Source organism: Exiguobacterium sp. U13-1 (assembly GCF_001750115.1).
Lineage (GTDB): Bacteria > Bacillota > Bacilli > Exiguobacteriales > Exiguobacteriaceae > Exiguobacterium_A > Exiguobacterium_A acetylicum.
In genome coordinates this window covers 2,700,073-2,722,535 of the sequence record NZ_CP015731.1, presented here as the reverse complement: position 1 = coordinate 2,722,535, position 22,463 = coordinate 2,700,073, and the positions used below count along the sequence as shown (strand labels likewise).

The window sequence follows — 22,463 nt, the reverse complement described above, 5'->3', positions numbered from 1 at the left end:
ATGAACCATCATTCATTTTATGCGTTAGGAGATAGTGGAATGAAACGAACAATGTCAAAGAGTGACCGCATCATTGATGCCGCCGTAAAAGTCATCGCCAAGAACGGCTACCATGGAGCGAAAGTGACTGCCATCGCAAAGGAAGCCGGGGTTGCGGATGGAACAATCTATCTATACTTCAAGAATAAAGAACATCTCTTGATTTCGCTATTCCAAGCGAAAATGGGAAGCTTCATCGAATATTCCGAAGGACAAATCGCGAGCCATACATCAGCGACGGAACAATTGGCAGCATTGATCGAGGCACACCTCGAGCAATTATCCGTCGACTATGATTTAGCGGTCGTCACGCAGATCGAGTTGCGTCAATCGAACCAAGACATGCGTCAAAACATCGCTGCTGTCTTGAAACCGTACTTGCATCTGATTGACCGGGTCGTCAAGCACGGGATGACGACAGGTGAGTTTTCAAACGAACTCGATTATCGATTGGCACGTCAGATGATTTTCGGAACGATCGATGAGGTCGTGACGAGCTGGATGGCAAGTGGATTCAAATATGAGTTGCTTGAGACACGCGACGGGATTCATCGGATGTTGATCAAAGGGCTGAGTTAAGCCCTTTTCATGACAACAATCGTGTAAGCGGATACAAAGAATGATGGTGAATAGACGACAAGGGGGAGCATGAGATGGAAATCTATGTACTGTTGAAACGCACATTCGATACGGAAGAAGCAATCCAACTCGAGAATGGTCAAATCGATGAGGATGGCGCTGAGTTCATCATTAACCCATACGATGAGTATGCGGTAGAAGAAGCGATTCGTGTCCGTGATGCACAAGGGGGAACGGTGACGGTCGTGACGGTCGGACCGGAAGATGCGGATAAGGAATTACGAACAGCACTCGCAATGGGAGCGGATCAAGCCGTTCGTATCTCGATTGAAGATGACATCGAAGAGGCAGATCATTTCACGATTTCTGAAGTGCTCGCTGGTTATTTGAAGGAACAGACAGTCGATCTCGTCATCGCTGGGAACGTCGCAGTCGATGGCGGAAGTGGTCAAGTGGCACCGCGCGTCGCAGAATTACTCGATATTCCTTACGTGACGACGATCACGAAACTAGAGCTCGACGGTACGAAAGCTATCGTGACACGCGACGCTGAAGGGGATACAGAGACGATTGAAACGACGCTTCCGTTACTTGTAACTGCGCAACAAGGGTTGAACGAGCCACGTTATCCAAGTCTTCCGGGGATCATGAAAGCGAAGAAGAAGCCGCTAGAAGAACTCGAACTCGATGATCTCGAACTTGATGAAGACGAACTCGCACCACGTCTAGAAACGATTGAGCGTTTCTTACCACCGAACAAAGCAGCCGGTAAGATCCTTGAAGGTGAACTAAACGAGCAAGTCGCGCAACTCGCATCATTATTACGCAACGAAGCAAAAGTGGTCTAAGGGGGAGAAACGAATGACAAAAGCATTAGTACTCGCAGAATCACGAGATGGCAGTTTACGGAATGTGTCGTTTGAGGCAATCGCAGCAGCACGACGTGTCGCTGACGAAGTTATCGCAGTCCTGATTGGGCACGATGTCGCAAAGGATGCTGATGCTTTAGCATCGCGCGGAGCGGACCAGGTGCTTGTCGTCGAGGATGAGCGTCTTCTACACTACACGCCAGATGGTTACGGACAAGTCTTCCTCGAGTTGATGAACCGGACGTCACCAGACGTGCTCGTCTTCGGACATACGTCGCTCGGTAAAGATTTATCACCGAAGATCGCGGCAAAACTACAAGCTGGTTTGATCAGTGATGTGACGGCGATTGAAGGGGAAGGCGCGGATGCGTCATTCATTCGCCCGATCTACTCGGGGAAAGCATTTGAAAAAGTCAAAGTCTCAGAGGGCAAGACGCTCTTTACGGTCCGTCCGAACAACATCGATCCGCTTGAAGCAGGTAGTTCACAAGGAACTGTCGAGTCGGTCACGGTCGAACTGAAGGATTTACGAACGATCGTCGCAGACATCGTACGCAAAGCAACTGGCGGCGTTGATTTATCAGAGGCAAAAGTTATCGTCGCAGGTGGACGCGGTGTCAAGAGCTCGGATGGCTTCGCACCGTTACAAGAACTAGCAGATGTCCTCGGAGGAGCAGTGGGTGCTTCACGTGGTGCTTGTGATGCGGATTACTGCGACTATGCCCTTCAAATCGGTCAGACGGGGAAAGTCGTTACACCGGACCTTTATATTGCATGCGGGATCTCAGGTGCGATCCAACACTTAGCAGGGATGTCGAATGCCAAAGTGATCGTTGCAATCAACAAGGACCCGGAAGCGAACATCTTCTCTGTCGCGGACTATGGTATCGTCGGAGATTTGTTCGACGTCGTGCCACTATTGACAGCTGAATTCAAAAAAATGCTCGTTCACGGATAAGTTTGAAGACCGGTACCATTATCATGGTGCCGGTTATTTTTGCGGATTTTTCGCGTGAGCAGTTTCGTTTGTTGGAAGAGACTGCTATGATATACTCGAATCAATAAAGAGATCACCTATTTTTTTTACCGGGTCGATCTACTCATTAGGAGGTTATGATCAATGGCAATCGTACACGCAACTAGCCAATCATTTAAAGAAGAAACACAAGAAGGACTCGTCCTTGTTGATTTTTGGGCAACATGGTGTGGACCATGTCGTATGCTCGCACCTGTTCTTGAAGAACTCGATGCTGACATGCAAGATGTAAAAATCGTCAAAGTCGACGTAGATGCAAACCCAGAAGTAGCTGGAGCATTCCAAGTTCAAAGTATCCCGACACTCGTTCTCTTCAAAGATGGACAACCTGTCAACAAAACAATGGGCTTCATGCCAAAAGATGCACTTAAAGAATTCGTTGAAACATCTAACTAATTCTTTCCTGCATATCAAAACAGACCGTTCTGCACAGGCAGAACGGTCTGTTTTTTTAGATTACATTGGCGTACAAAGTTCAATCAGGTGACCATCGGGGTCGAGAACATAGGCGACGACTTGCCCCCATGGTTTTTGTGCAGGCGCGAGGACGGTCTCATATCCTGCCTCCACCACCTTCTGAAATAGAGTAGGGACGTCATCCGTAATAAAACCAATCTCTAACGTCTGTTGTGTTTTTCCACTCGGTATCGTGTAATCCGGAATCAACTGTTGCACGTCTTCACGCGTATTGAAGGCGAGTGTCGTCTGACCGGTCTCGAACTCGATGTAGCTCCCGTGCTCCGCCTTGACGGATAGTCCAAGAACGTCTCGATAGAATGTCAGCGTCTGCGCAGTGTCTTCAACGTATAAAATCGTATAGCCGTATTGAATCATCAAAAAGCCTCCTGTCAATCCTCGAATAACGAAGCGATATCTGAAGCCGGTGTCGGGTAAGCGAATCCAGTCTGTTGCATCGAAGTACTTGGAATCCGGTGTTGCATCGCAAACGAGAAATAGTTTGCTAGTTCCGCTGCATTGACACCGATGAAGTGTGCGCCGAGTACTTGATCATCTTCTCCAACGAGCACTTTCGCCCGAGCAAAACTGTCCTTGATCCGTGCGTTCGTTTGCCAGGAGGACGTATCGATCAAGCGACCACGGTAAGGAATACCTGCTTTTTTCAAAGCAGCTTCCGTTTCACCGACGAGGGCGAGGTTCGGAGCAGTGAATACGACGCTTGGTACAGGGAGCAGCTCCAGTTTCCGGTTGTTCCCTTCGAGCATGTTATCGGCAGCGAGTCGTCCTTCGGTTCCAGCAAACGGCGTCAATGCGGGATTCCCGCTGACAGCGACATCTCCTGCGGCATAGATATGTTCGACGGAAGACTGAAGGTACGCATTGACATGGATTCCTTTTTCGTTATGGGCAACGCCAATGGCTTCGAGACCAAGCTGGTCGATACTCGCGACACGTCCAGTCGCATTCAAGACGACGTCGGTCTTCAATACGTCGCCGTTCGATAAATGAAGTGATTCCTCTTCGTAAGCGACGACCTCTGCTTCTTTGATGATCGAGATACCAAGTGCCCGTGTGGCTTCTAACAACACATCGACCAATTCGCTCTCGAATTGTTTTAAGGGGTTAGAACGTAATACTATCGTGACGTCTGCGCCAGCAATACGAGCGAGATGGGCGAACTCGAACGAGATATAACCGCCGCCGATGCAGACGAGTCGTCGTGGAAGTTCTTTCAGTTCAAGAAACTCATTACTTGTTATGAAACGCTCACTACCGGGTACAGTTAATTCGCGAGGTCTTAGACCGGTTGCGATTAAAAACTGTTTCCCTTCGATTTCGTCTTCACCAATTCGAAGGCGATGTGAAGACACGAAATGCGGTTCTCCATGGAAATAGTCGATGTCCGTTTCCGCGTACCGCTTTCGTGTTTGCTCCGGGATGGCGCGTGTGTATTCATTCTTTCGCTCCATCAATTGGCGCCAATCAATCGAAATCAGACCCTTTACGCCGTATCCGAGCAATCGCTCGACAGCGTCTTTCGTCTCACTACCCGTCAGTAAGATTTTTTTTGCGTCACATCCACGTTGTGCGCATGTGCCACCTGGAGTGAAGTTCTCCACGATGGCAACACGTAGTCCTTTTTCAGCGAATTTATAAGCCGCTTGATTTCCAGCGGAACCTGTTCCGATCACAATGCAATCATATGTACGCATTTTTCATCCTCCGTATGTCATAATCAATGTATGGTATTTACCCGAACGAGTAAAACTAAAAACGGTGAAAGGAGACATTTATTTGGGACATCAAGAACATATCAAAGCGAAACTATCCCTTTTGCCTGATGAGCCAGGATGTTATCTGCACAAAAATGAATTCGGCGAAGTCATCTATGTCGGAAAAGCAAAAAATCTCAAGAATCGTGTCCGTTCCTATTTCACGGGAGCACATGATATTAAGACGGAACGTCTCGTCGCGGAAGTCCGTGACTTCGAATACATCATCACAGCTAGTGAACTAGAAGCGTTGTTGCTTGAGATGACGCTTATTAAGAAACATGATCCGAAGTACAATATCATGTTGAAGGATGATAAGTCGTATCCGTACTTGAAAATTACGAATGAGACATATCCTCGCCTGATCACGACGCGTAAGTTGAAAAAAGATGGTGGTCATTATTTTGGTCCTTATCCGAATGCGTATGCGGCAAACGAGACGAAACGTCTGCTAGATCGTTTATATCCGCTACGTAAATGCCAGCCGATGCCGAAAAAACTTTGTCTGTATTACCACATCGGTCAGTGTCTTGGTCCATGCGAAATCCCGAATCTCGAGTCGGAACAAAAGGCGCTCGTTTCGGAAATCCGACGTTTCTTATCGGGCGATACGAAGGAGCTTGTCGAAGACTTGAAACAGAAGATGGCGGACGCGGCCGAAACGATGGAATTCGAACGTGCGGGAGAATTGCGCGATCAAGTAAGGGCGATCGAGTCAATCATGAACAAACAAAATATGATCACAGCGGATCTGACGTCACGTGACGTATTCGGGATCCATGTCGATAAAGGCTGGATGTGTGTCCAAGTCTTCTTCCTTCGCGGCGGAAAGATGATCGAACGTGATGTCTCGCTTTTCCCGATCTATGGTACGCCGGCAGAAGAGCTCGAGAGTTTCATCGTCCAGTTCTACGAAAAGAACATCAAACCAAGTGAAGTATATGTACCGCCACTCGTCAATCAGTTGCTGCTCAAAGAGGCGCTATCGATTAAAATTCACGTTCCGGTCCGAGGATCAAAACGGAAATTACTTGATCTAGCGACGAAGAATGCTGAAAATGCGATCTCGGAACGCTTCGAGTTGTTAGCAAAAGATGAGAAACGGACCGTTCAAGCAGTCGAAGAACTCGCCGATGCGATCGACGTTCATCCACTGTCACGGATCGAAATCATCGATAACGCGAACATTCAAGGTGCGGATGCCGTCTCGGCCCTCGTCGTCTTTGAAGACGGTAAACCGCTTAAGAAGGAATACCGGAAGTTCAAAATCCGGACGGTGCAAGGACCCGATGACTATGAATCGATGCGGGAAATCGTGCGCCGTCGGTATCGTCGGTTGTTACTTGAAGGAGCGCGCCTTCCAGATCTCGTCCTGATTGACGGAGGAGTTGGACAGTTGAATGCTGCTTTAGAAGTCATTCAAGATGAACTCGGTTTATCCCTGCCAGTCGGGTCATTAAAAAAGGATGACAAACACCGGACAAGTCAGTTGTTGTTCGGAGAAGGTGCACGGTTAATTGAATTAAGTCCGCGTTCAAGTGCGTTTTATCTACTTCAACGCATGCAAGATGAAGTCCACCGGTTTGCGATCACGTTCCACCGCTCGCTCCGTTCAAAAGGGATGACCCGTTCCTTGCTCGACGAGATTCCAGGAGTCGGACCGAAACGACGCCAACAGTTGATTCGTCATTTCGGATCGATGCGTAGCTTGCGACGCGCAACGATCGAACAGTTGGCGGAAGCAGGATTACCTGTCAAGTTAGCGGAAACCGTCGCTGAATATTTAAGTCAAGCGAATGAAGAATGAAAAAAAGCCGTCCTCTTGAAGAGGGCGGCTTTTTTAGTGATTAGTTGTTGATGTACTTTTCGTAGTATGAACCAAAGTCACGCTGGTTCCACTGATGGTAGTGACCTTGTAGCCACTCGAAGGATTGTTCGGACAACTCCTTGAATGTTTGCGGCACGTTCATGTCACCTTGACGAAGTCCGCCGAGAATCGTGACCGAATGATTCAATGAGCTGTTTGCGAACTCGAGCATCTTTTGTCCTTCATACTGTTTTTCAGCAATGGCAAGAAGTGTTTTATAAAGATCTTTCACATGTTCAAGTTGTTTTTTATCGACGTCGATCGAATAATGTTTACCACCGATCTCGAATTTGATCTCGACATCAAGATCGACTGTTCCCGCCGTTTCGAACATGACGTGGCGAATCGGATAGTGTGCGTACGGATAGCGATACAAGACGCGTTTTGAACTGACGGCACTCTCACCATCTAGGTGAACTAAAGCCAAGTTCGTAAAGCAATACTCATCAGATTTGGATTTGATCAAGAAGTAGATTTTCTCACCGTCTTCATGCAAGACATAATCGTCAGCGGCTGCCTTGTCGAAATCATCAGGATGAATGACTTGTCCGATATCACTGAATCCCGTTAAATCTGCTGCTAGTTTTTTGAACATGTGAAGTTCCTCCTCGCGATTTGTGTACGAATGATTTTACGAGCACTTACTGCAAAAGGTTTCATGAATCTATTTCGATGTTGAAAATTAAGATTCCTGTCACGTTCTATGTAAATTTTACTTGAGCGGTTCAAGTGGATCTTTAGGGTCGATTTGGACCGTGATTTGAACGAGCTCTTTACTTGTCTCAGCATATCCTTCCGCGACACACCCATTAAAACGGGAGAACTGTTCAGCGAGGAAACCGGCTTCGAGTTGGAAGTAGCCTTGTGGTCGTTCATCTCTCGTTGTATCAGGAGGAGACAGCACGAATGAGATAGCAGTTCCTTTGCGTTTCTTGATTTCGAGCGTTCCCCAACCTGCTTGTTCAAAAAATGAGGCTAATTCAGATTCATCTACGACAGGGAATTGACGCGCTAAACGTTTACCTGCCCAATAGATGACTTGCCGATAATCCGATCCAAGAAGATCGGTCAGCACATAATCTCGGATCAATTCGATACCGAAAAGTGGTGTTTGATTTGGTGTAGCATCCATCATGATTCACTCCTATCTGTGAACCATTATACCGAGATGATTCTTGTCGGTCATTGTTTTCCTAAAAAAATTTGCAGTTAAATGCAACGGCTCGGGTTGTCTTCTAAAAAGGACAGGAGTAGAATAAGTGATGAAAAGACGAATTTCCTTATGAAAGCGCTTTTCTACCAAAATGCGCCAACGGTTGATTGGCAAACAAAAGGGGGGATTTGGATGGCGAATCATCGTGATTTCGTGAGTCGTAAAATACACTCACTGCTCGGCGTCATTCCAATCGGGTTATTTTTACTTTCGCACTTAACGACGAACTACTTCATCGTACGTGGTGAGGAAGACTTCAATAAGGCCGCGGAATTCGTGGGGAACGTTCCGTATCGATTGTTCTTAGAGATCTTTGTCATCTTCATTCCGATCATCTTGCATGGCGTCTACGGTGTGTACATCGCATTCACTGGTTCTGCGAACACAGGACGTTATACATACTTCCGGAACTGGATGTATGTACTGCAACGGTTTAGCGGTGTATTCCTTGTCGTGTTCATCACGTGGCACGTTTGGGAAACACGGATTGCCGCTGCGATGGGAACTCCAGTCGATGCAAGCATGATGCAGAACATCGTCGATAACGGATTCATGCTCGCGTTCTATATCGTCGGGATCTTGGCGACGACATTCCACCTTGCGAACGGACTTTGGACGTTCTGCATCACATGGGGAATCACACAGTCACCAGCATCTCAACGGGCGATGTCTTACGTGGCAGCACTCGTATTCATCGGTTTATCGTTTGTAGGCGTACGCTCGATCTTAACGTTTGCAGGCGTGTTGTAAGGAAAGGGGAACTGACAACATGGCGAACAAGAATCTTGTCATCATCGGCGGAGGGCTTGCCGGTCTGATGGCTACGATAAAAGCAGCGGAGCAAGGCGTACCAGTTAAGTTATTCTCACTCGTACCCGTCAAACGCTCACACTCTGTTTGTGCACAAGGTGGTATCAACGGAGCGGTCAATACAAAAGGGGAAGGGGATTCACCATACCAGCATTTCGATGACACGGTATACGGTGGGGACTTCCTCGCAAATCAACCACCTGTTCAAAAAATGGCGGAAGCAGCGCCGAAGATCATTCATATGTTCGACCGGATGGGTGTTATGTTCAACCGGACACCGGAAGGCTTACTCGACTTCCGACGTTTCGGAGGAACGTTGCATCACCGGACGGCATATGCTGGGGCAACGACAGGGCAACAACTGTTGTACGCATTAGATGAACAGGTTCGTAAGTTCGAAGCGCAAGGTTTGGTAGAAAAATATGAAGGATGGGAATTCCTTCGTGCCATTATCGATGACAATGGCATCTGTCGTGGAGCGGTTTGTCAAAACCTCCGGACGATGGAAATCGAGGCATTTGCCGCGGATTCTGTCATCCTCGCGACAGGTGGTCCTGGTGTCATCTTTGGAAAATCGACGAACTCGGTCATCAACACAGGACAAGCAGCAGCAGCTGTCTATCGTCAAGGTGCGATCTATGCGAACGGTGAGTTCATCCAGATTCACCCGACAGCGATTCCTGGAGACGATAAGTTACGTCTTATGAGTGAATCAGCACGAGGTGAAGGTGGTCGCGTCTGGACTTATAAAGACGGTAAGCCTTGGTACTTCCTCGAAGAGAAGTATCCGGCATACGGAAACCTTGTTCCACGAGATATCGCAACACGTGAGATCTTCGACGTCTGTGTCAATCAAAAACTCGGCGTCAACGGGGAGAACATGGTCTATCTGGATCTATCGCATAAAGACGCAAAAGAACTCGACGTCAAACTCGGTGGGATCCTTGAAATCTACGAGAAGTTCGTCGGTGATGATCCACGAAAAGTACCGATGAAGATCTTCCCGGCCGTTCACTATTCAATGGGTGGACTATGGGTCGACTATGATCAGATGACGAACATCCCTGGATTGTTCGCAGCTGGTGAATGTGATTATTCGATGCACGGTGGTAACCGTCTCGGAGCGAACTCCCTTCTCTCTGCGGTATACGGCGGAATGGTCGCTGGACCATCAGCAATCGCGTATATGAACGAACTCGAGACATCAGTTCATGAGATGAGTGAAGACGTCGTCGAAGCGCATAAAATCGAAGAGATCAACCGCTTCAACGATATCCTATCGATGGAAGGTACGGAAAACGCGTATCAAATCCACCGTGAGCTTGGAGAAATCATGACGGACAACGTCACGGTCGTCCGTTATAACGATAAGCTCGAAGAGACACTGACGAAAATCAAGGAACTTCGCGATCGGTTCACGCGCATCTCGGCAACGGATACAGCACGTTGGAGTAACCAAGGGGCATCGTTCATCCGTCAGCTCGATCACATGCTCGATCTAGCCGAAGCAATCACGCTCGGTGCCTTAAAACGTGACGAGAGTCGCGGAGCACACTATAAACCGGACTTCCCGGAACGTAATGATGAACAGTTCTTGAAGACGACGATGGCACGTTATACGAATGGTCATCCGGAAATCTTCTATGAAGACGTCGACACGTCGTTGATTCCACCACGGAAACGCGACTACAGCAAGAAGTCGAAGAAAGAGGTGAAAGCATAATGGCGACACCACTCGAATCATCTACTACGCAAAAATCGGTTCAATTCATCGTTCAACGTCAAGATGGACCAGATGGTAAACCGTATGATGAAGCGTTTGAAATTCCGTACCGTCCGAACATGAACGTCATCTCTGCTTTAATGGAGATTCGCCGAAACCCTGTGAATGCAGCCGGTGAAAAAACGACACCAATCAACTGGGACATGGGTTGCCTAGAAGAAGTATGTGGCGCTTGTTCGATGGTCATCAACGGTACACCACGTCAGTCGTGTACAGCACTCGTTGATAAACTCGAACAGCCAATCCGCCTGCAACCGATGCAGACGTTCCCGATCGTTCGTGACCTTCAAGTTGACCGTCAACGCATGTTCGATGCGTTGAAAAAAGTCAAAGCATGGGTTCCAATCGATGGAACGTACGACTTAGGTCCAGGACCACGGATGCCAGAGAACAAACGTCAATGGGCATATGAGTTATCGAAATGTATGACGTGTGGCGTGTGTCTCGAGGCATGTCCGAACGTCAACGATCGTTCGACATTCATCGGACCAGCATCGATTTCACAAGTTCGTCTATTCAACTCGCATCCGACAGGTGCTTTCCACAAGGAAGAACGCCTTGAAGCGTTGATGGAAGATGGCGGGATCATGCAGTGCGGTAACGCTCAAAACTGTGTCGAGGTTTGTCCGAAAGGGATTCCGCTGACAACTTCGATCGCAGCGATGAACCGTCAGACGACACTTCATTCATTCAAGAAGTTCTTTGGTAGTGACGAAGGACGGACAGGTGAAGCAGTTAGTTCATGACTTATCAAAGAAGGAGCTTGCTCCTTCTTTTTTCATTCAGACAGGAGGAACTCATTGTGCGCGTACCAGCTTATATTCCAGAACTTGAAACATGGCTTGAACAGATGAAACATGGCACACGACTCGACGTCGCGGTTCGTTTTGCGGAGACGGATGCCTATGGTCATATGAATAACCGGGTACCGTTCGTCTATTTTGAGGACGTTCGGACATTGATGTTAGAGGAAACAGGATATTCGCTTGCAGAAGACGGCATTATCGTCGTTGCGGATGCCCAGTGTAATTACATTCGCCAAGTTTATCCACGTACGCGTCTTGCCGTCTATGCCTATCCCGTACATGTCGGAAGTGCGTCGTGTGACGTCCATTATGCGGCATTTGATGAGCAAGGTGAACTGATGTTCACAGGACGGACATCGATGGTACAAATTGATCGTGCCGGGAAAGCATTCCCGTGGAGTGAAGCGTATAAAAATTCCTTGCAGAATCGATTCGAATCCGTTATCATTTGATAATGAGTTCACATATTCGAAAACGACTCACTAGTACGTTATTAGTGAAGGGAGATTTCTTAATCATGGAAAAAACATTCAAAGTCATCGCGGATTCAGGCATTCACGCTCGTCCGGCTACTCAGCTCGTCAACACAGCTTCTAAATTCCAATCAGACATCAACTTGGAATACAACGGGAAGACTGTCAACTTGAAGTCAATCATGGGTGTTCTTTCACTCGGAATCGCGAAAGATTCAGATATCAAAATCGTTGCAAACGGTGACGATGCTTCTGAAGCAATCACGACTCTTTCAGATATGCTGACTAGCGAAGGTCTTGCTCAGTAATCCTGTAATCGTACATTCTCGGACGCCGGTCTTGCACCGTCGTCCTTTTTTGTTACCATAGGAAAGAGAGAAAGAGGTGGAGAAGAGTGAATCGAGCGATTGGAGTACTAGATTCCGGAGTCGGTGGGTTGACGGTCGCACGTGAATTGATGCGACAGTTGCCCCATGAGCGAATCATTTATGTCGGGGATACATTGCGGTGTCCGTACGGTCCTCGTCCAGAAGAGGAGATTCGTGAGTTTACGTGGGAGATGATTGATTATCTCGTACAACAAGATGTGAAATTGATCGTAATCGCCTGTAACACAGCAACGGCTGTTGTTTTAAAAGAAGCGCGAGAACGTTTAAATATACCTGTCATTGGTGTCATTGATCCTGGAGCCCGTGCGGCAGTCAAAGTGACGCGGACGAAACGAATCGGTGTCATCGGAACGAAGATGACGATTACAAGTAATTCCTACGAGAAGGCGTTACGACATGTCGAAGGACAAGTCGTCGTCGAATCGTTAGCCTGCCCACCGTTCGTTCCGCTCGTCGAGTCGATGCAGACGGACGGTACTTATGTCGAACGTGTCGTTGCGAATACATTACGACCTTTAATGAATTATGATATGGACACATTGATCCTTGGGTGCACACATTATCCACTCTTAGCAGATGTCATTGGACGGGTCATCGGACCAGGCGTCCAACTCATCTCTTCAGGGGACGAGACAGCACTTGAGGTAGCAGCACTACTTGACTACAATACGATTTCAGCAGATGTGACACAAATACCGGAACATCGTTATTATGCGACAGGCGATATTCGCTCATTTGATCAGATTGCAACGGATTGGCTCGATCAGCCAATCCACGCAGAACGCATCGTGCTTGGAACGGAGGAAGACTAAATGCGAATAGACCAACGAACAGCGGAGAATCTCCGTCCCATTCACTTATCGGTTGATATCAATAAACATGCAGAAGGTTCGGTTTTAATTGAACTGGGCGATACGAAAGTCCTCTGTACGGCGACCGTCGAGGAGAAAGTACCACCATTCCTTCGTGGTAAACGCCAGGGCTGGATCAATGCTGAATATTCGATGTTACCACGAGCGACGGCTCAGCGGACGGCACGAGAAGCCGTCCGCGGCAAGCAGACGGGACGGACGATGGAAATCCAACGTCTCATCAGTCGCTCGCTTCGGGCAGTCGTTGATTTAGAGAAGCTTGGGGAACGAACAATCTGGATCGACTGTGACGTCATTCAAGCAGACGGCGGTACACGAACAGCATCGATCACCGGTGGATTTCTAGCGCTCGTCCGTGCAATCGATCAATTGATTCAAGCGGGAAAACTGACGGATACACCAATCAAAGAGGGTATCGCAGCTATTTCGGTTGGAATCGTCGAGTCGAATGTCTTGCTCGATTTATGCTACGAAGAGGATGCTGCGGCGGAAGTCGACTTCAATCTCGTCATGACCTCATCGGGTAAAATCGTCGAGATGCAAGCAACAGGAGAAGAGTCGACATTTTCCCGTCAAGAGATGCTCGAAATGCTCGAACTTGGGGAAAAAGGAATTAAGGAGCTGATTAATGCTGGCCGTGAGGCACTCGGTGTCTCTTGGTGGTATGTAGGAGAAGAAGTGGGGGAACATAGATGAAGGTCATCGTCGCAACACACAATGCAGGTAAAGTGAAGGAACTTGAAAGCATGCTGGGTCGTCTCGGTTATACGGTCGAATCGTTACTCGATCACGCCGATGCTCCGGAAACGGATGAAACAGGTGAAACATTCGAGGAAAATGCACTCTTGAAAGCAACAGAGGCAGCAGCCTACTTTGGTCACGCGGTACTTGCTGATGATTCAGGACTTGAAGTTGACGCTTTAGATGGCGCTCCCGGCGTCTACTCAGCACGCTTCGCGGGTCTTGAAAAGTCGGATGCGGCGAACAATGCTCTACTACTTGAAAAGTTAGAAGGTATTCCGGAAGAGGAGCGGACGGCGCGCTTCGTTTGTGTACTCGCGCTAGCAAAACCAACTGGTGAGACATTGACGGTTCGTGGAACGATGGAAGGGCGAATCGGTTTTGAAGCGGCGGGTTCGAACGGTTTCGGTTATGATCCATTGTTCGTCACGGCAAGTGGACAAACGGCTGCTGAGTTGACGAAAGAAGAAAAAGCGATGATTAGTCATCGTGGCAATGCATTGCGTAAGCTCGAACAGGACTTAACTACTTTCTTAGGAGTGTGATGAAGATGAGAGCGTTGATCGTTAGTGATAGCCATGGACTAGAACAAGAACTGCTTACGATATTCGAACGTCACCAAGACGTGGATTTGGCATTTCATTGTGGGGACTCCCAATTGACGCGCGACATCGAATCATTATATCCATATCGTGTTGTGCGAGGGAATTGCGATTACGGACACGATTTTCCGGAAGAAGTCATGTCGGAAATGGATGGTCATACCATCCTTTGTGTCCACGGACATCGTCAGGACGTCAAATACAGTCTAGATGTCTTGCAACATCATGCGAAGGAAAAGCAAGCGGACATCGTCTTATATGGTCATTCCCATGTTGCGAAGGCTGAATATCGGGACGGCGTATTATTCATCAATCCAGGTTCAATCCGGATGCCACGCCATCGACCAGACAAGACGTATGCGATTCTTGAAGTGGATCAAAACCGTTATTCTATCGATTTTCTCGATGTGAACGGCGATCGAGTGAATGCCCTGCATCTGGACGGAACATTTTTGTAATAAAATAAATGCAATGTTTGTAATGTGATTGACACGAAAGAATTGTTCTAGTATAGTTTATTCGTGTTGACACGTCCCAATAGCTCAGCAGGATAGAGCAACGGCCTTCTAAGCCGTCGGTCGGGGGTTCGAATCCCTCTTGGGACGCTATAATTAAAATAGAGACTGCCCTTACGAGGGTGGTCTCTTTTTTTTATTCCGATTTTCGATTATAATTAAGGTATCATGAACTCGAAAGGGATGAATGCAATGTGGAAGAAAGTTGGAGCAGTCCTCGTACTAAGTACGTTTCTTGCTGGATGTAGTGAGATTTCAAATACAGTCGACGATGCAAAACAACAAGTCAACGATGTAAAAAATAGTGTCGATTACGCTGGAGAACTTCAAGGCATTGCGAAAGATACGGCACAAGTCACGTCAGATTTGTCGGCTTCCTTGAATGAGGCTGCTACGACAGCGCGTGAATCCGCGACCCCTGAACAAGCACTTGATCAACAAATCGAAAAGTTGAAGGAAAACGGAACGATTGATCAGTTCAATCAAGAACTGGATCAAATCGATCAACGATTAGCGGGACTTGAAAATCCACCGCAAGAATTGCAGAATTTAAGTGCAAAACTCGAGCAGTACGTGAATCAGTCGGAAGACATCGCTCGATTACTTGAAGCTGACGTCTCATTAGATACGTTGAATCGATTAGGAATCGAGCAGGCGGGACAACTTCAAGAAGCGATCACGAACTGGACGTCTTTACTCGATCCATTTACGAAATAAGAAGTTGAACATGAAGGAGTGCCGGAATATGGGGACATCGCGCTGGATGGAACATGAACTAGAAGTAGAACGAGCACGGATTCTTCGTTTGCCCGCTTCTAAACAAGAACAATTGATTATGGAATTAGAGACTGACCAATTGACAGGAGAAGATGTATTACACCGGCTCTATGTCATTCAACCACTCTTAATGCATGACCGTGAACGATTTGAAACAGTGGCAGAACGATTTCTTGAAGTCGAGGGTGTCGAGCAAGTGCTCGCACTCTTTCTTTATGAACTCGGAGAACGGTATCCGATGAAACTCGCTTTGCGCTCAGCGTCACCGTATCTGCCTTATGAGCTCGCGCTTCGATTAGATGAAGTCAAACAACAGATGCGTGTTCGAGAACAAAAGCCGGCAGTTCAAAACAACCCTGTTGCACAGCGTGAAGTAACATCAGCAACGGAATTGATGCATGTGTTGCGACATGGCAGTTGGGTCGAACAAATGCGTCATTTGACCGGTATGGAATTTGAACGGACAACTGAGCTCATTGCATACATCACGCAGAAATATCTTCAGGCGCAAGAGACAGAACATCAAAGTCTACTCGTCATTGATCAGTTATTAGGAAATGTGCTTCATCACGTGTCATATCCGATAAGCATTCATGTGCCACACTTAGGTGTAGACTGGACGATTTCGTCACGCGAAGATTTAGAAGAAATCCTGGTGGTACATCAACAGGAGCAACAAGCGTTACTCGCATCGATGCATACGTTAGAGCGAATGGATCCGTTCCGAGCATTGCTCGTCTTGCGATCGGATCAACTGATTCATTTTGAAGAACGAGAACGAATCGGATCAGACATGGAGAAGTGGCTCACAGCATGCGAAGAACTCGCAGGTCTAACATTTGAACGTGAAGAACCGGAACGTATCCTCAGTCCGCTGGCGAAGCGGTTATATCGAGCGGCACATATCCTTTATCCAGAAGTCATCGCATTCGAGCAGATTTACTTCGATTGAGACATCTGGAAACGATTCGTTCAACAGTGGTAATCGTCAGAACGATTGTGCTATAATGTGACTTGTTGTACACACATGTACGCTAATTGACAATTTTGGAGGGACTCAGCATGACTGCAAAATGGGAAAAACAATCAGGTAGCCTCGGCGTCCTCACGTATGAAGCGCCTGCTGAAGCATTTGATAAAGCGGTAGACCAAGCGTTCAAGAAAGTCGTTAAGACTTTGAACACACCTGGTTTCCGTAAAGGAAAAATGCCACGCGCAATGTTCAACAAAATGTACGGTGAAGAAGCACTGTACCAAGATGCACTCGATATCCTTTACAAGGACACAATAGAAGGTGCAGTCGTCGAATCAGGAATCGAGCCAATCGCGCTTGAGAACATCGACGTTGAAACACTCGAAAAAGGCAAGCCAGTCGAATTCAAAATCACGTTCGTCATCGAGCCAGAAGCTACACTCGGTGAGTACAAAGGTCTTGAGTACACAGCAGTTGAAACGAACGTTACTGACGAAGACGTCGACGCTGAACTCAAAACATTGCAAGAACGCGGTGCAGAACTCGTCGTTAAAGAAGATGGCGTCATCGAGAATGGCGATACAGTCGTATTCGACTTCGCAGGTTTCGATGGGGAAAACCAATTCGACGGCGGAACTGCTGAGAACTACTCACTCGTCATCGGTTCTGGAAACTTCATTCCTGGATTCGAAGAGCAAATGGTCGGTTTAAAAACTGGCGAGCAAAAAGATCTTGAAGTGACATTCCCAGAGGAATATCACGAAGCATCACTCGCTGGAAAACCAGTTACATTCAAAGTAACGATCCACGAAGTTAAAGCACAAGAGCTCCCTGAATTGACAGATGAGTTCGCAAAAGAAATGGATGAAGAAGTTTCTTCACTCGACGAGTTGAAAACAAAAATCCGTACGCGTCTCGAAAATACACGCAAACAAGAAGCTGATGCTTCAATGCGCGATGAGTTAGTCGAAGCGGCTACGAAAAATGCGACAGTTGATCTTCCAGAAGTCATGGTCGAAAACGAAGTCGAGCGTATGGTTCAAGAGTTCACACAACGTATTCAATCACAAGGCATCGACCTCAACATGTACTTCCAGTTGACTGGAACGACAGAAGAGGCAATGCGTTCTGAAATGAAAGAGCAAGCGGAAGAGCGCGTTAAAGCACGTCTCGTCCTCAAGCAAATCGTTGCTGACGAAAAAATCGAAGTAACAGATGAGGAAACTCAAGCTGAACTTCAATCAATGTCAGAACTCTACAACATCCCTGCAGATCAACTTGAAACGATGCTTGCACCACAAGGTGGTCTTGAAACGCTTAAAGGCGATCTTCAATTCCGTAAAGCTATCGATGTTCTCGTCGACAACGCAAAAGCAAAATAAGCCATTTCATGGTTTTCGATCGACTTCAAGCCCAATTTCTGGTCTTGGAGTCGATTTTTTTGTACGATAGGTCAAACAAGGACAAACAATCCTTGGTTCAGAACATCAAACTGTAAATCGTTCGTCCAGGATTTGAAAGACTTTCCTTGTTCATGCTACAATCATAAATAGTAAAACGTGAGACGGGATGCTACAGGCATCCATACAATTTCCACGTTAAAGGGGTGGACCTTTATGTTTAAATTTAACGAAGAAAAAGGTCAGCTAAAATGTTCTTTCTGTGGAAAGACACAAGAACAAGTACGCAAACTTGTTGCTGGACCTGGCGTTTACATTTGCGACGAGTGTATCGAACTCTGCAATGAAATCGTAGAGGAAGAACTCGGTACTGAAGAAGAAGTCGAGCTGAAGAATGTTCCAAAACCGCATGAAATTCGTACGACACTTGATGATTACGTCATCGGTCAAGAGAAAGCGAAGAAATCGTTGTCTGTAGCGATGTACAATCACTACAAACGAATCAATGCTGGTGGTCGTGCAGATGATGTCGAGCTCTCAAAATCGAACATCGTCATGATTGGACCAACAGGTAGCGGTAAGACACTTCTTGCCCAAACGATGGCACGGATCTTGAACGTACCGTTTGCGATTGCCGATGCAACAAGTTTGACGGAAGCCGGTTATGTCGGTGAAGACGTCGAGAACATCCTGTTGAAACTCATCCAAGCAGCGGATTACGATGTCGAGAAGGCTGAAAAAGGCATCATCTACATTGATGAAATCGATAAGATCGCTCGTAAATCAGAAAATCCGTCGATTACACGTGACGTTTCTGGTGAAGGTGTCCAACAAGCCTTGCTTAAAATTTTGGAAGGAACTGTTGCGAGTGTACCGCCACAAGGTGGACGGAAACACCCACATCAAGAATTCATCCAAATCGATACGACGAACATCTTATTCATCGTCGGTGGCGCATTCGATGGTATCGATCAGTCGATCAAACGTCGTCTTGGTAAAAAAGTCATCGGATTCGGAAACGATTCAGAGAACCGTAACCTTACGCAAAAAGAAATTCTCGCAGCTGCATTGCCAGAAGATCTTCAAAAGTTCGGTTTGATTCCAGAGTTCATCGGTCGTTTGCCGGTCATGGCGACGCTCGAGCCACTTGATGAAGAGGCACTCGTTCAAATCTTGACGAAACCGAAAAACGCCCTCGTGAAACAATATAAGAAAATGCTTCAACTTGATGATGTCGAACTCGACTTCACGGAAGATGCACTTCTTGAGATTGCAAAACTTGCAATCGAACGTAAAACAGGTGCGCGTGGTCTTCGTTCAATCATCGAAGAAACTATGCTTGATATCATGTTCGAAATCCCATCGCGTGAAGACATCGCGAAAGTCATCATTACAGCAGAAACGTTGACTGGTAAACGCGGTCCAACGCTCGAGTTGAAAGATGGTACAATTGAACATGGGAAAGAAAAAGAAACGGCGTAACACCGTGACAAATCGGCTCGGAGGCTACTTGTACGCCTTTCCGAGTCTTTTTGTTTAGGAGGAATTCGAATGAAGAAAAAACAATATCCACTTTTACCGTTACGCGGTGTCGTCGCATATCCGTTGATCGGATTGACGATTGATGTTGGGCGTCCGGTATCCTTAAAAGCCTTACTTGCATCAAAGGAACACGAGATCGATCTCGTCGTCGTCACGCAACGTGACCCAGAAGCGGAGCCGTCTGTCGACGGGCTGCATCAGGTTGGGACACTTGTTCAAATCGCGAAGATGAGTGAACTCGGGAATGATACGGTCCGTGTCCGCGTCATCGGGAAGGAACGCGTCCGGATTGAAAACGTCGAGGAGACGGACGAGGGCTATCAAGCCGTCATCGAACCAATCGAGAAGATGGACATCAAAGGAGCGAAACAAGAAGCGCTCGTTCGTCTCATCAAAGAACAGTTTGGTCAACTCGTCTCTCGGATCAAAGGAATCGGAACGGATGAACGTCGCCGGTTCGAGACATACGAACGCCTCGATTCATTGACGGACTATATCACGTCGAAGCTACCAATCGATATCTCGAAGAAACAGGAGTTTCTCGAACAACAGGATCCGGTCGAACGAGGATTGATGTTGCTAGACGTCATGAAACACGAATATGAAGTCGTCGAACTCGAACGTGAGATGCGTGAACGGACGAAGAAGACGATTGAACAATCGCAACGCGAGTATTACTTGCGGGAACAATTGAAGACGATTCAACAAGAACTCGGTGGCGAATCAGCTTCTGTTGAAAGCGATGCGACGAAATACCGGGAGCAGCTTGCGATGCTTGATTTACCAGAAACGACGGTTGCGAACGTCGAGAAGGAAATCAGTCGTTTAGCGGTCGTACCGGCGACGAGTCCCGAACATGGGGTCATTCGCAACTATCTCGAATGGTTCTTCTCGTTGCCATGGAATGAAGCAACGGACGATTTTTTGAACGTCTCTGCTGCTTCAGAACAGCTTGAAAAGGACCATTACGGTCTAGAGAAGGTCAAAGAACGAATCCTTGAGTATCTTGCCGTTCGTCAATTGACGGACTCATTACGTGGACCGATTCTCTGTCTTTCTGGTCCTCCAGGAGTCGGGAAAACGTCGCTTGCCCGTTCGATTGCCACAGCACTTGAGCGGAAGTTCGTCCGTGTCTCACTTGGTGGCGTGCGCGACGAAGCGGAGATCCGTGGACATCGCCGGACGTATATCGGTGCGATGCCAGGACGGATCATTCGTGGTTTAAAACAAGCAGGAACGAACAACCCGGTCTTCCTGCTCGATGAGATCGATAAGATGTCAAATGACTTCCGTGGTGACCCGTCGTCCGCGATGCTCGAAGTTCTTGATCCGGAACAAAACAACAGCTTTTCTGATCACTATATCGAAGAACCATTCGATTTATCGAATGTCCTGTTCATCGCGACAGCGAACGATGTCTCGAACATTCCCGGACCGTTGCTCGATCGGATGGAACTGATTCAAATCGGTGGCTATACGGAACAAGAGAAGACGGAAATTGCTGTTCGTCATCTCTTATCGAAGCAACTGGCTGAACACGGTCTGAAAAAGAGTCAATTGACAGTCAAAGCAGACGCGCTGGAAGAAGTCGTCCGTCGTTATACACGAGAAGCCGGTGTCCGGAATCTCGAACGTGTCCTCGGCTCTCTTTGCCGGAAAGCAGCGAAACAAATTGCGATGGGTGAGAAGAAGCGCGTGACGGTGACAAAACGTAATCTGGATGATTTCTTAGGTAAACCGATCTACCGCTATGGTCAAGGCGAACTGGAAGATATGATTGGCGCGGTGACTGGTTTAGCGTATACTGCTTTTGGGGGCGATACGTTGACGATCGAAGTCAGCCTTGCTCCGGGTAAAGGGAAATTACAATTAACCGGGAAACTCGGTGACGTCATGCAAGAGTCGGCTCAGACCGCGTACAGCTTCGTCCGAGCGAACGCGACGTCCCTTGGCATCGAACCGAACTTCTACGAAACGCAAGACATCCACATCCACGTTCCTGAAGGTGCCGTACCAAAAGACGGACCATCTGCTGGGATTACACTCGCGACAGCACTGATTTCTGCCTTGACGAAGCGTCCGGTGCGCCGGGACGTCGGGATGACGGGTGAAATTACGTTGCGTGGACGTGTCTTACCAATTGGTGGATTAAAAGAGAAGTCGCTCGCAGCGCATCGTGCGGGTTTGACGACCGTTCTTTTACCGCAAGATAATACGCGGGACATCGATGATATCCCGGAAAGCGTCCGCGCAGGAATGGAATTCATTCCAGTCGCGACGATGGAGCAAGTGCTCGAACATGCATTAAAAGGAGAGTAACATGAAAATTTATAAAGCTGATTTTATTACGAGTGGCGTCAATCCGGAACATTATCCGGAGCCATTATTGCCAGAAGTGGCACTCGCAGGGCGATCGAATGTCGGAAAGTCCTCATTCATCAACAAATTGGTCCAGCGTAAAGCACTCGCGCGGACGTCTTCAAAACCAGGTAAAACGCAAACCTTGAACTTCTTCAACATCAATGATGAAGTCATGTTCGTCGATGTACCCGGTTACGGCTATGCAAAAGTCTCGAAGACGGAACGCGAAGCGTGGGGCAAGATGATGGAAAAGTATTTCACACAACGTGAAATCCTCAAAGGTGTCGTACAGCTCGTCGACATCCGACACGATCCGTCTGCGGATGATGTGACGATGTATGATTTCTTGAAGTATTATGATCTACCAGTCATCGTCGTTGCGACAAAACTCGATAAAATCAAAAAGAGTCAACGTGATAAACATATCGCGGCAATCAAACGTAAATTGCAATTTGACGGTCAAGATACCTTGATTCCTTTCTCATCTGAGACAGGAGAAGGCGTCGATGCGGCATGGGAAGCGATTTATCGTCTTCTGTAAAAAACGAAACGTTCTGTTCTCCGACAAAAGAGAACGGAACGTTT

The 22,463-nt window shown here is 47.4% G+C and carries 24 protein-coding genes and 1 tRNA gene; 21 read left to right on the top strand and 4 right to left on the bottom strand.

Features of this window, described 5'->3' with window-relative positions:
- Positions 1-39 precede the first annotated feature (39 nt).
- The 4 genes from ESP131_RS14180 (at position 40) to trxA (ending at position 2,919) form a co-directional block, all read left to right on the top strand.
- On the top strand, positions 40-618 hold the full coding sequence (locus ESP131_RS14180) for a fatty acid metabolism transcriptional regulator FadR (protein ID WP_023468997.1): 579 nt from the start codon (positions 40-42) through the stop codon (positions 616-618).
- Positions 619-692: 74 nt separating this feature from the next.
- Positions 693-1,466, top strand: coding sequence for an electron transfer flavoprotein subunit beta/FixA family protein (locus ESP131_RS14175; protein WP_029342301.1), 774 nt, complete (start codon positions 693-695; stop codon positions 1,464-1,466).
- 13 nt (positions 1,467-1,479) lie between these two features.
- Complete coding sequence (locus tag ESP131_RS14170; protein ID WP_047393592.1) at positions 1,480-2,445, top strand: electron transfer flavoprotein subunit alpha/FixB family protein; 966 nt, start codon at positions 1,480-1,482, stop codon at positions 2,443-2,445.
- Positions 2,446-2,607: 162 nt separating this feature from the next.
- Positions 2,608-2,919, top strand: coding sequence for a thioredoxin (gene trxA / locus ESP131_RS14165; RefSeq protein WP_023468994.1), 312 nt, complete (start codon positions 2,608-2,610; stop codon positions 2,917-2,919).
- Between the two features lie 60 nt (positions 2,920-2,979).
- Here trxA and ESP131_RS14160 read toward each other — a convergent pair whose 3' ends face one another.
- A complete protein-coding gene (locus tag ESP131_RS14160) occupies positions 2,980-3,357 on the bottom strand; it encodes a VOC family protein (protein ID WP_050677629.1) in 378 nt (125 codons plus the stop codon).
- 14 nt (positions 3,358-3,371) lie between these two features.
- Positions 3,372-4,694, bottom strand: coding sequence for a dihydrolipoyl dehydrogenase family protein (locus ESP131_RS14155; protein ID WP_047393596.1), 1,323 nt, complete (start codon positions 4,692-4,694; stop codon positions 3,372-3,374).
- Positions 4,695-4,776: 82 nt separating this feature from the next.
- Between ESP131_RS14155 and uvrC the strand changes: the two genes are divergently transcribed.
- The gene (gene uvrC / locus ESP131_RS14150; RefSeq protein ID WP_047393598.1) at positions 4,777-6,561 is read left to right on the top strand and encodes an excinuclease ABC subunit UvrC; all 1,785 of its coding nucleotides are present in this window, start codon (positions 4,777-4,779) and stop codon (positions 6,559-6,561) included.
- Between the two features lie 40 nt (positions 6,562-6,601).
- On the opposite strand, the gene ESP131_RS14145 is transcribed toward uvrC, so the two are convergent.
- Positions 6,602-7,216, bottom strand: a complete 615-nt coding sequence (locus ESP131_RS14145) for a PH domain-containing protein (RefSeq protein ID WP_047393600.1) — start codon at positions 7,214-7,216, stop codon at positions 6,602-6,604.
- 117 nt (positions 7,217-7,333) lie between these two features.
- Positions 7,334-7,756 (bottom strand): YslB family protein, encoded by a 423-nt coding sequence (locus ESP131_RS14140; protein WP_231925644.1) that lies wholly within the window; start codon positions 7,754-7,756, stop codon positions 7,334-7,336.
- Positions 7,757-7,966: 210 nt separating this feature from the next.
- On the opposite strand from ESP131_RS14140, the gene ESP131_RS14135 reads away from it, so the two are divergent.
- From ESP131_RS14135 to yihA, 16 genes are all read left to right on the top strand, one after another.
- Positions 7,967-8,584 carry a succinate dehydrogenase cytochrome b558 subunit gene (locus ESP131_RS14135; RefSeq protein ID WP_029342294.1) on the top strand — a complete coding sequence of 206 codons (618 nt, stop codon included), beginning with the start codon at positions 7,967-7,969 and terminating at the stop codon, positions 8,582-8,584.
- 19 nt (positions 8,585-8,603) lie between these two features.
- Positions 8,604-10,367: a succinate dehydrogenase flavoprotein subunit gene (gene sdhA, locus ESP131_RS14130; RefSeq protein WP_023468987.1), complete on the top strand. Its 1,764-nt coding sequence runs from the start codon at positions 8,604-8,606 to the stop codon at positions 10,365-10,367.
- Positions 10,367-11,173, top strand: a complete 807-nt coding sequence (gene sdhB / locus ESP131_RS14125; protein WP_023468986.1) for a succinate dehydrogenase iron-sulfur subunit — start codon at positions 10,367-10,369, stop codon at positions 11,171-11,173. The genes sdhA and sdhB overlap by 1 nt, the downstream gene beginning before the upstream one ends.
- Positions 11,174-11,229: 56 nt before the next feature.
- Positions 11,230-11,685 carry an acyl-CoA thioesterase gene (locus ESP131_RS14120; RefSeq protein WP_029342293.1) on the top strand — a complete coding sequence of 152 codons (456 nt, stop codon included), beginning with the start codon at positions 11,230-11,232 and terminating at the stop codon, positions 11,683-11,685.
- Between the two features lie 65 nt (positions 11,686-11,750).
- Positions 11,751-12,014: a phosphocarrier protein HPr gene (locus tag ESP131_RS14115; protein WP_012371023.1), complete on the top strand. Its 264-nt coding sequence runs from the start codon at positions 11,751-11,753 to the stop codon at positions 12,012-12,014.
- Positions 12,015-12,100: 86 nt separating this feature from the next.
- Positions 12,101-12,907, top strand: coding sequence for a glutamate racemase (gene racE, locus ESP131_RS14110; RefSeq protein ID WP_029342292.1), 807 nt, complete (start codon positions 12,101-12,103; stop codon positions 12,905-12,907).
- Positions 12,908-13,663, top strand: coding sequence for a ribonuclease PH (gene rph, locus ESP131_RS14105; protein ID WP_029342291.1), 756 nt, complete (start codon positions 12,908-12,910; stop codon positions 13,661-13,663). It abuts the gene before it with no gap.
- Entirely contained in the window at positions 13,660-14,253 is a 594-nt protein-coding gene (locus ESP131_RS14100; protein ID WP_029342290.1) for an XTP/dITP diphosphatase, read from the top strand. Before rph ends, ESP131_RS14100 begins: the two co-directional genes overlap by 4 nt.
- A gap of 5 nt (positions 14,254-14,258) precedes the next feature.
- Positions 14,259-14,768: a metallophosphoesterase family protein gene (locus tag ESP131_RS14095; RefSeq protein WP_029342289.1), complete on the top strand. Its 510-nt coding sequence runs from the start codon at positions 14,259-14,261 to the stop codon at positions 14,766-14,768.
- Positions 14,769-14,841: 73 nt separating this feature from the next.
- A tRNA-Arg gene (locus ESP131_RS14090) sits at positions 14,842-14,915 on the top strand.
- A 102-nt stretch (positions 14,916-15,017) separates the two neighbouring features.
- Positions 15,018-15,542: a hypothetical protein gene (locus ESP131_RS14085; RefSeq protein ID WP_231925643.1), complete on the top strand. Its 525-nt coding sequence runs from the start codon at positions 15,018-15,020 to the stop codon at positions 15,540-15,542.
- A gap of 28 nt (positions 15,543-15,570) precedes the next feature.
- Complete coding sequence (locus ESP131_RS14080) at positions 15,571-16,554, top strand: hypothetical protein (protein WP_069940876.1); 984 nt, start codon at positions 15,571-15,573, stop codon at positions 16,552-16,554.
- Between the two features lie 110 nt (positions 16,555-16,664).
- The gene (gene tig / locus ESP131_RS14075) at positions 16,665-17,957 is read left to right on the top strand and encodes a trigger factor (RefSeq protein WP_029342286.1); all 1,293 of its coding nucleotides are present in this window, start codon (positions 16,665-16,667) and stop codon (positions 17,955-17,957) included.
- A gap of 234 nt (positions 17,958-18,191) precedes the next feature.
- Positions 18,192-19,457, top strand: coding sequence for an ATP-dependent protease ATP-binding subunit ClpX (gene clpX / locus ESP131_RS14070; protein WP_023468977.1), 1,266 nt, complete (start codon positions 18,192-18,194; stop codon positions 19,455-19,457).
- Between the two features lie 69 nt (positions 19,458-19,526).
- Entirely contained in the window at positions 19,527-21,836 is a 2,310-nt protein-coding gene (gene lon / locus ESP131_RS14065) for an endopeptidase La (protein WP_023468976.1), read from the top strand.
- A 1-nt stretch (position 21,837) separates the two neighbouring features.
- A complete protein-coding gene (gene yihA, locus ESP131_RS14060) occupies positions 21,838-22,419 on the top strand; it encodes a ribosome biogenesis GTP-binding protein YihA/YsxC (RefSeq protein ID WP_023468975.1) in 582 nt (193 codons plus the stop codon).
- The last annotated feature ends 44 nt before the right edge of the window (positions 22,420-22,463 follow it).

What these genes read in the sequence shown, in the direction of transcription:
- trxA (WP_023468994.1), top strand. Translation starts at nt 2,608, where the DNA reads ATGGCAATCGTACACGCAACTAGCCAATCATTTAAAGAAGAAACACAA.
- clpX (WP_023468977.1), top strand. Translation starts at nt 18,192, where the DNA reads ATGTTTAAATTTAACGAAGAAAAAGGTCAGCTAAAATGTTCTTTCTGT.
- ESP131_RS14155 (WP_047393596.1), bottom strand. Translation starts at nt 4,694, where the DNA reads ATGCGTACATATGATTGCATTGTGATCGGAACAGGTTCCGCTGGAAAT.
- tig (WP_029342286.1), top strand. Translation starts at nt 16,665, where the DNA reads ATGACTGCAAAATGGGAAAAACAATCAGGTAGCCTCGGCGTCCTCACG.
- ESP131_RS14180 (WP_023468997.1), top strand. Translation starts at nt 40, where the DNA reads ATGAAACGAACAATGTCAAAGAGTGACCGCATCATTGATGCCGCCGTA.
- ESP131_RS14160 (WP_050677629.1), bottom strand. Translation starts at nt 3,357, where the DNA reads ATGATTCAATACGGCTATACGATTTTATACGTTGAAGACACTGCGCAG.
- ESP131_RS14080 (WP_069940876.1), top strand. Translation starts at nt 15,571, where the DNA reads ATGGGGACATCGCGCTGGATGGAACATGAACTAGAAGTAGAACGAGCA.
- ESP131_RS14135 (WP_029342294.1), top strand. Translation starts at nt 7,967, where the DNA reads ATGGCGAATCATCGTGATTTCGTGAGTCGTAAAATACACTCACTGCTC.
- rph (WP_029342291.1), top strand. Translation starts at nt 12,908, where the DNA reads ATGCGAATAGACCAACGAACAGCGGAGAATCTCCGTCCCATTCACTTA.
- sdhB (WP_023468986.1), top strand. Translation starts at nt 10,367, where the DNA reads ATGGCGACACCACTCGAATCATCTACTACGCAAAAATCGGTTCAATTC.
- ESP131_RS14175 (WP_029342301.1), top strand. Translation starts at nt 693, where the DNA reads ATGGAAATCTATGTACTGTTGAAACGCACATTCGATACGGAAGAAGCA.
- sdhA (WP_023468987.1), top strand. Translation starts at nt 8,604, where the DNA reads ATGGCGAACAAGAATCTTGTCATCATCGGCGGAGGGCTTGCCGGTCTG.
- ESP131_RS14140 (WP_231925644.1), bottom strand. Translation starts at nt 7,756, where the DNA reads ATGATGGATGCTACACCAAATCAAACACCACTTTTCGGTATCGAATTG.
- lon (WP_023468976.1), top strand. Translation starts at nt 19,527, where the DNA reads ATGAAGAAAAAACAATATCCACTTTTACCGTTACGCGGTGTCGTCGCA.
- yihA (WP_023468975.1), top strand. Translation starts at nt 21,838, where the DNA reads ATGAAAATTTATAAAGCTGATTTTATTACGAGTGGCGTCAATCCGGAA.
- ESP131_RS14095 (WP_029342289.1), top strand. Translation starts at nt 14,259, where the DNA reads ATGAGAGCGTTGATCGTTAGTGATAGCCATGGACTAGAACAAGAACTG.
- ESP131_RS14115 (WP_012371023.1), top strand. Translation starts at nt 11,751, where the DNA reads ATGGAAAAAACATTCAAAGTCATCGCGGATTCAGGCATTCACGCTCGT.
- ESP131_RS14100 (WP_029342290.1), top strand. Translation starts at nt 13,660, where the DNA reads ATGAAGGTCATCGTCGCAACACACAATGCAGGTAAAGTGAAGGAACTT.
- ESP131_RS14145 (WP_047393600.1), bottom strand. Translation starts at nt 7,216, where the DNA reads ATGTTCAAAAAACTAGCAGCAGATTTAACGGGATTCAGTGATATCGGA.
- ESP131_RS14085 (WP_231925643.1), top strand. Translation starts at nt 15,018, where the DNA reads ATGTGGAAGAAAGTTGGAGCAGTCCTCGTACTAAGTACGTTTCTTGCT.
- ESP131_RS14170 (WP_047393592.1), top strand. Translation starts at nt 1,480, where the DNA reads ATGACAAAAGCATTAGTACTCGCAGAATCACGAGATGGCAGTTTACGG.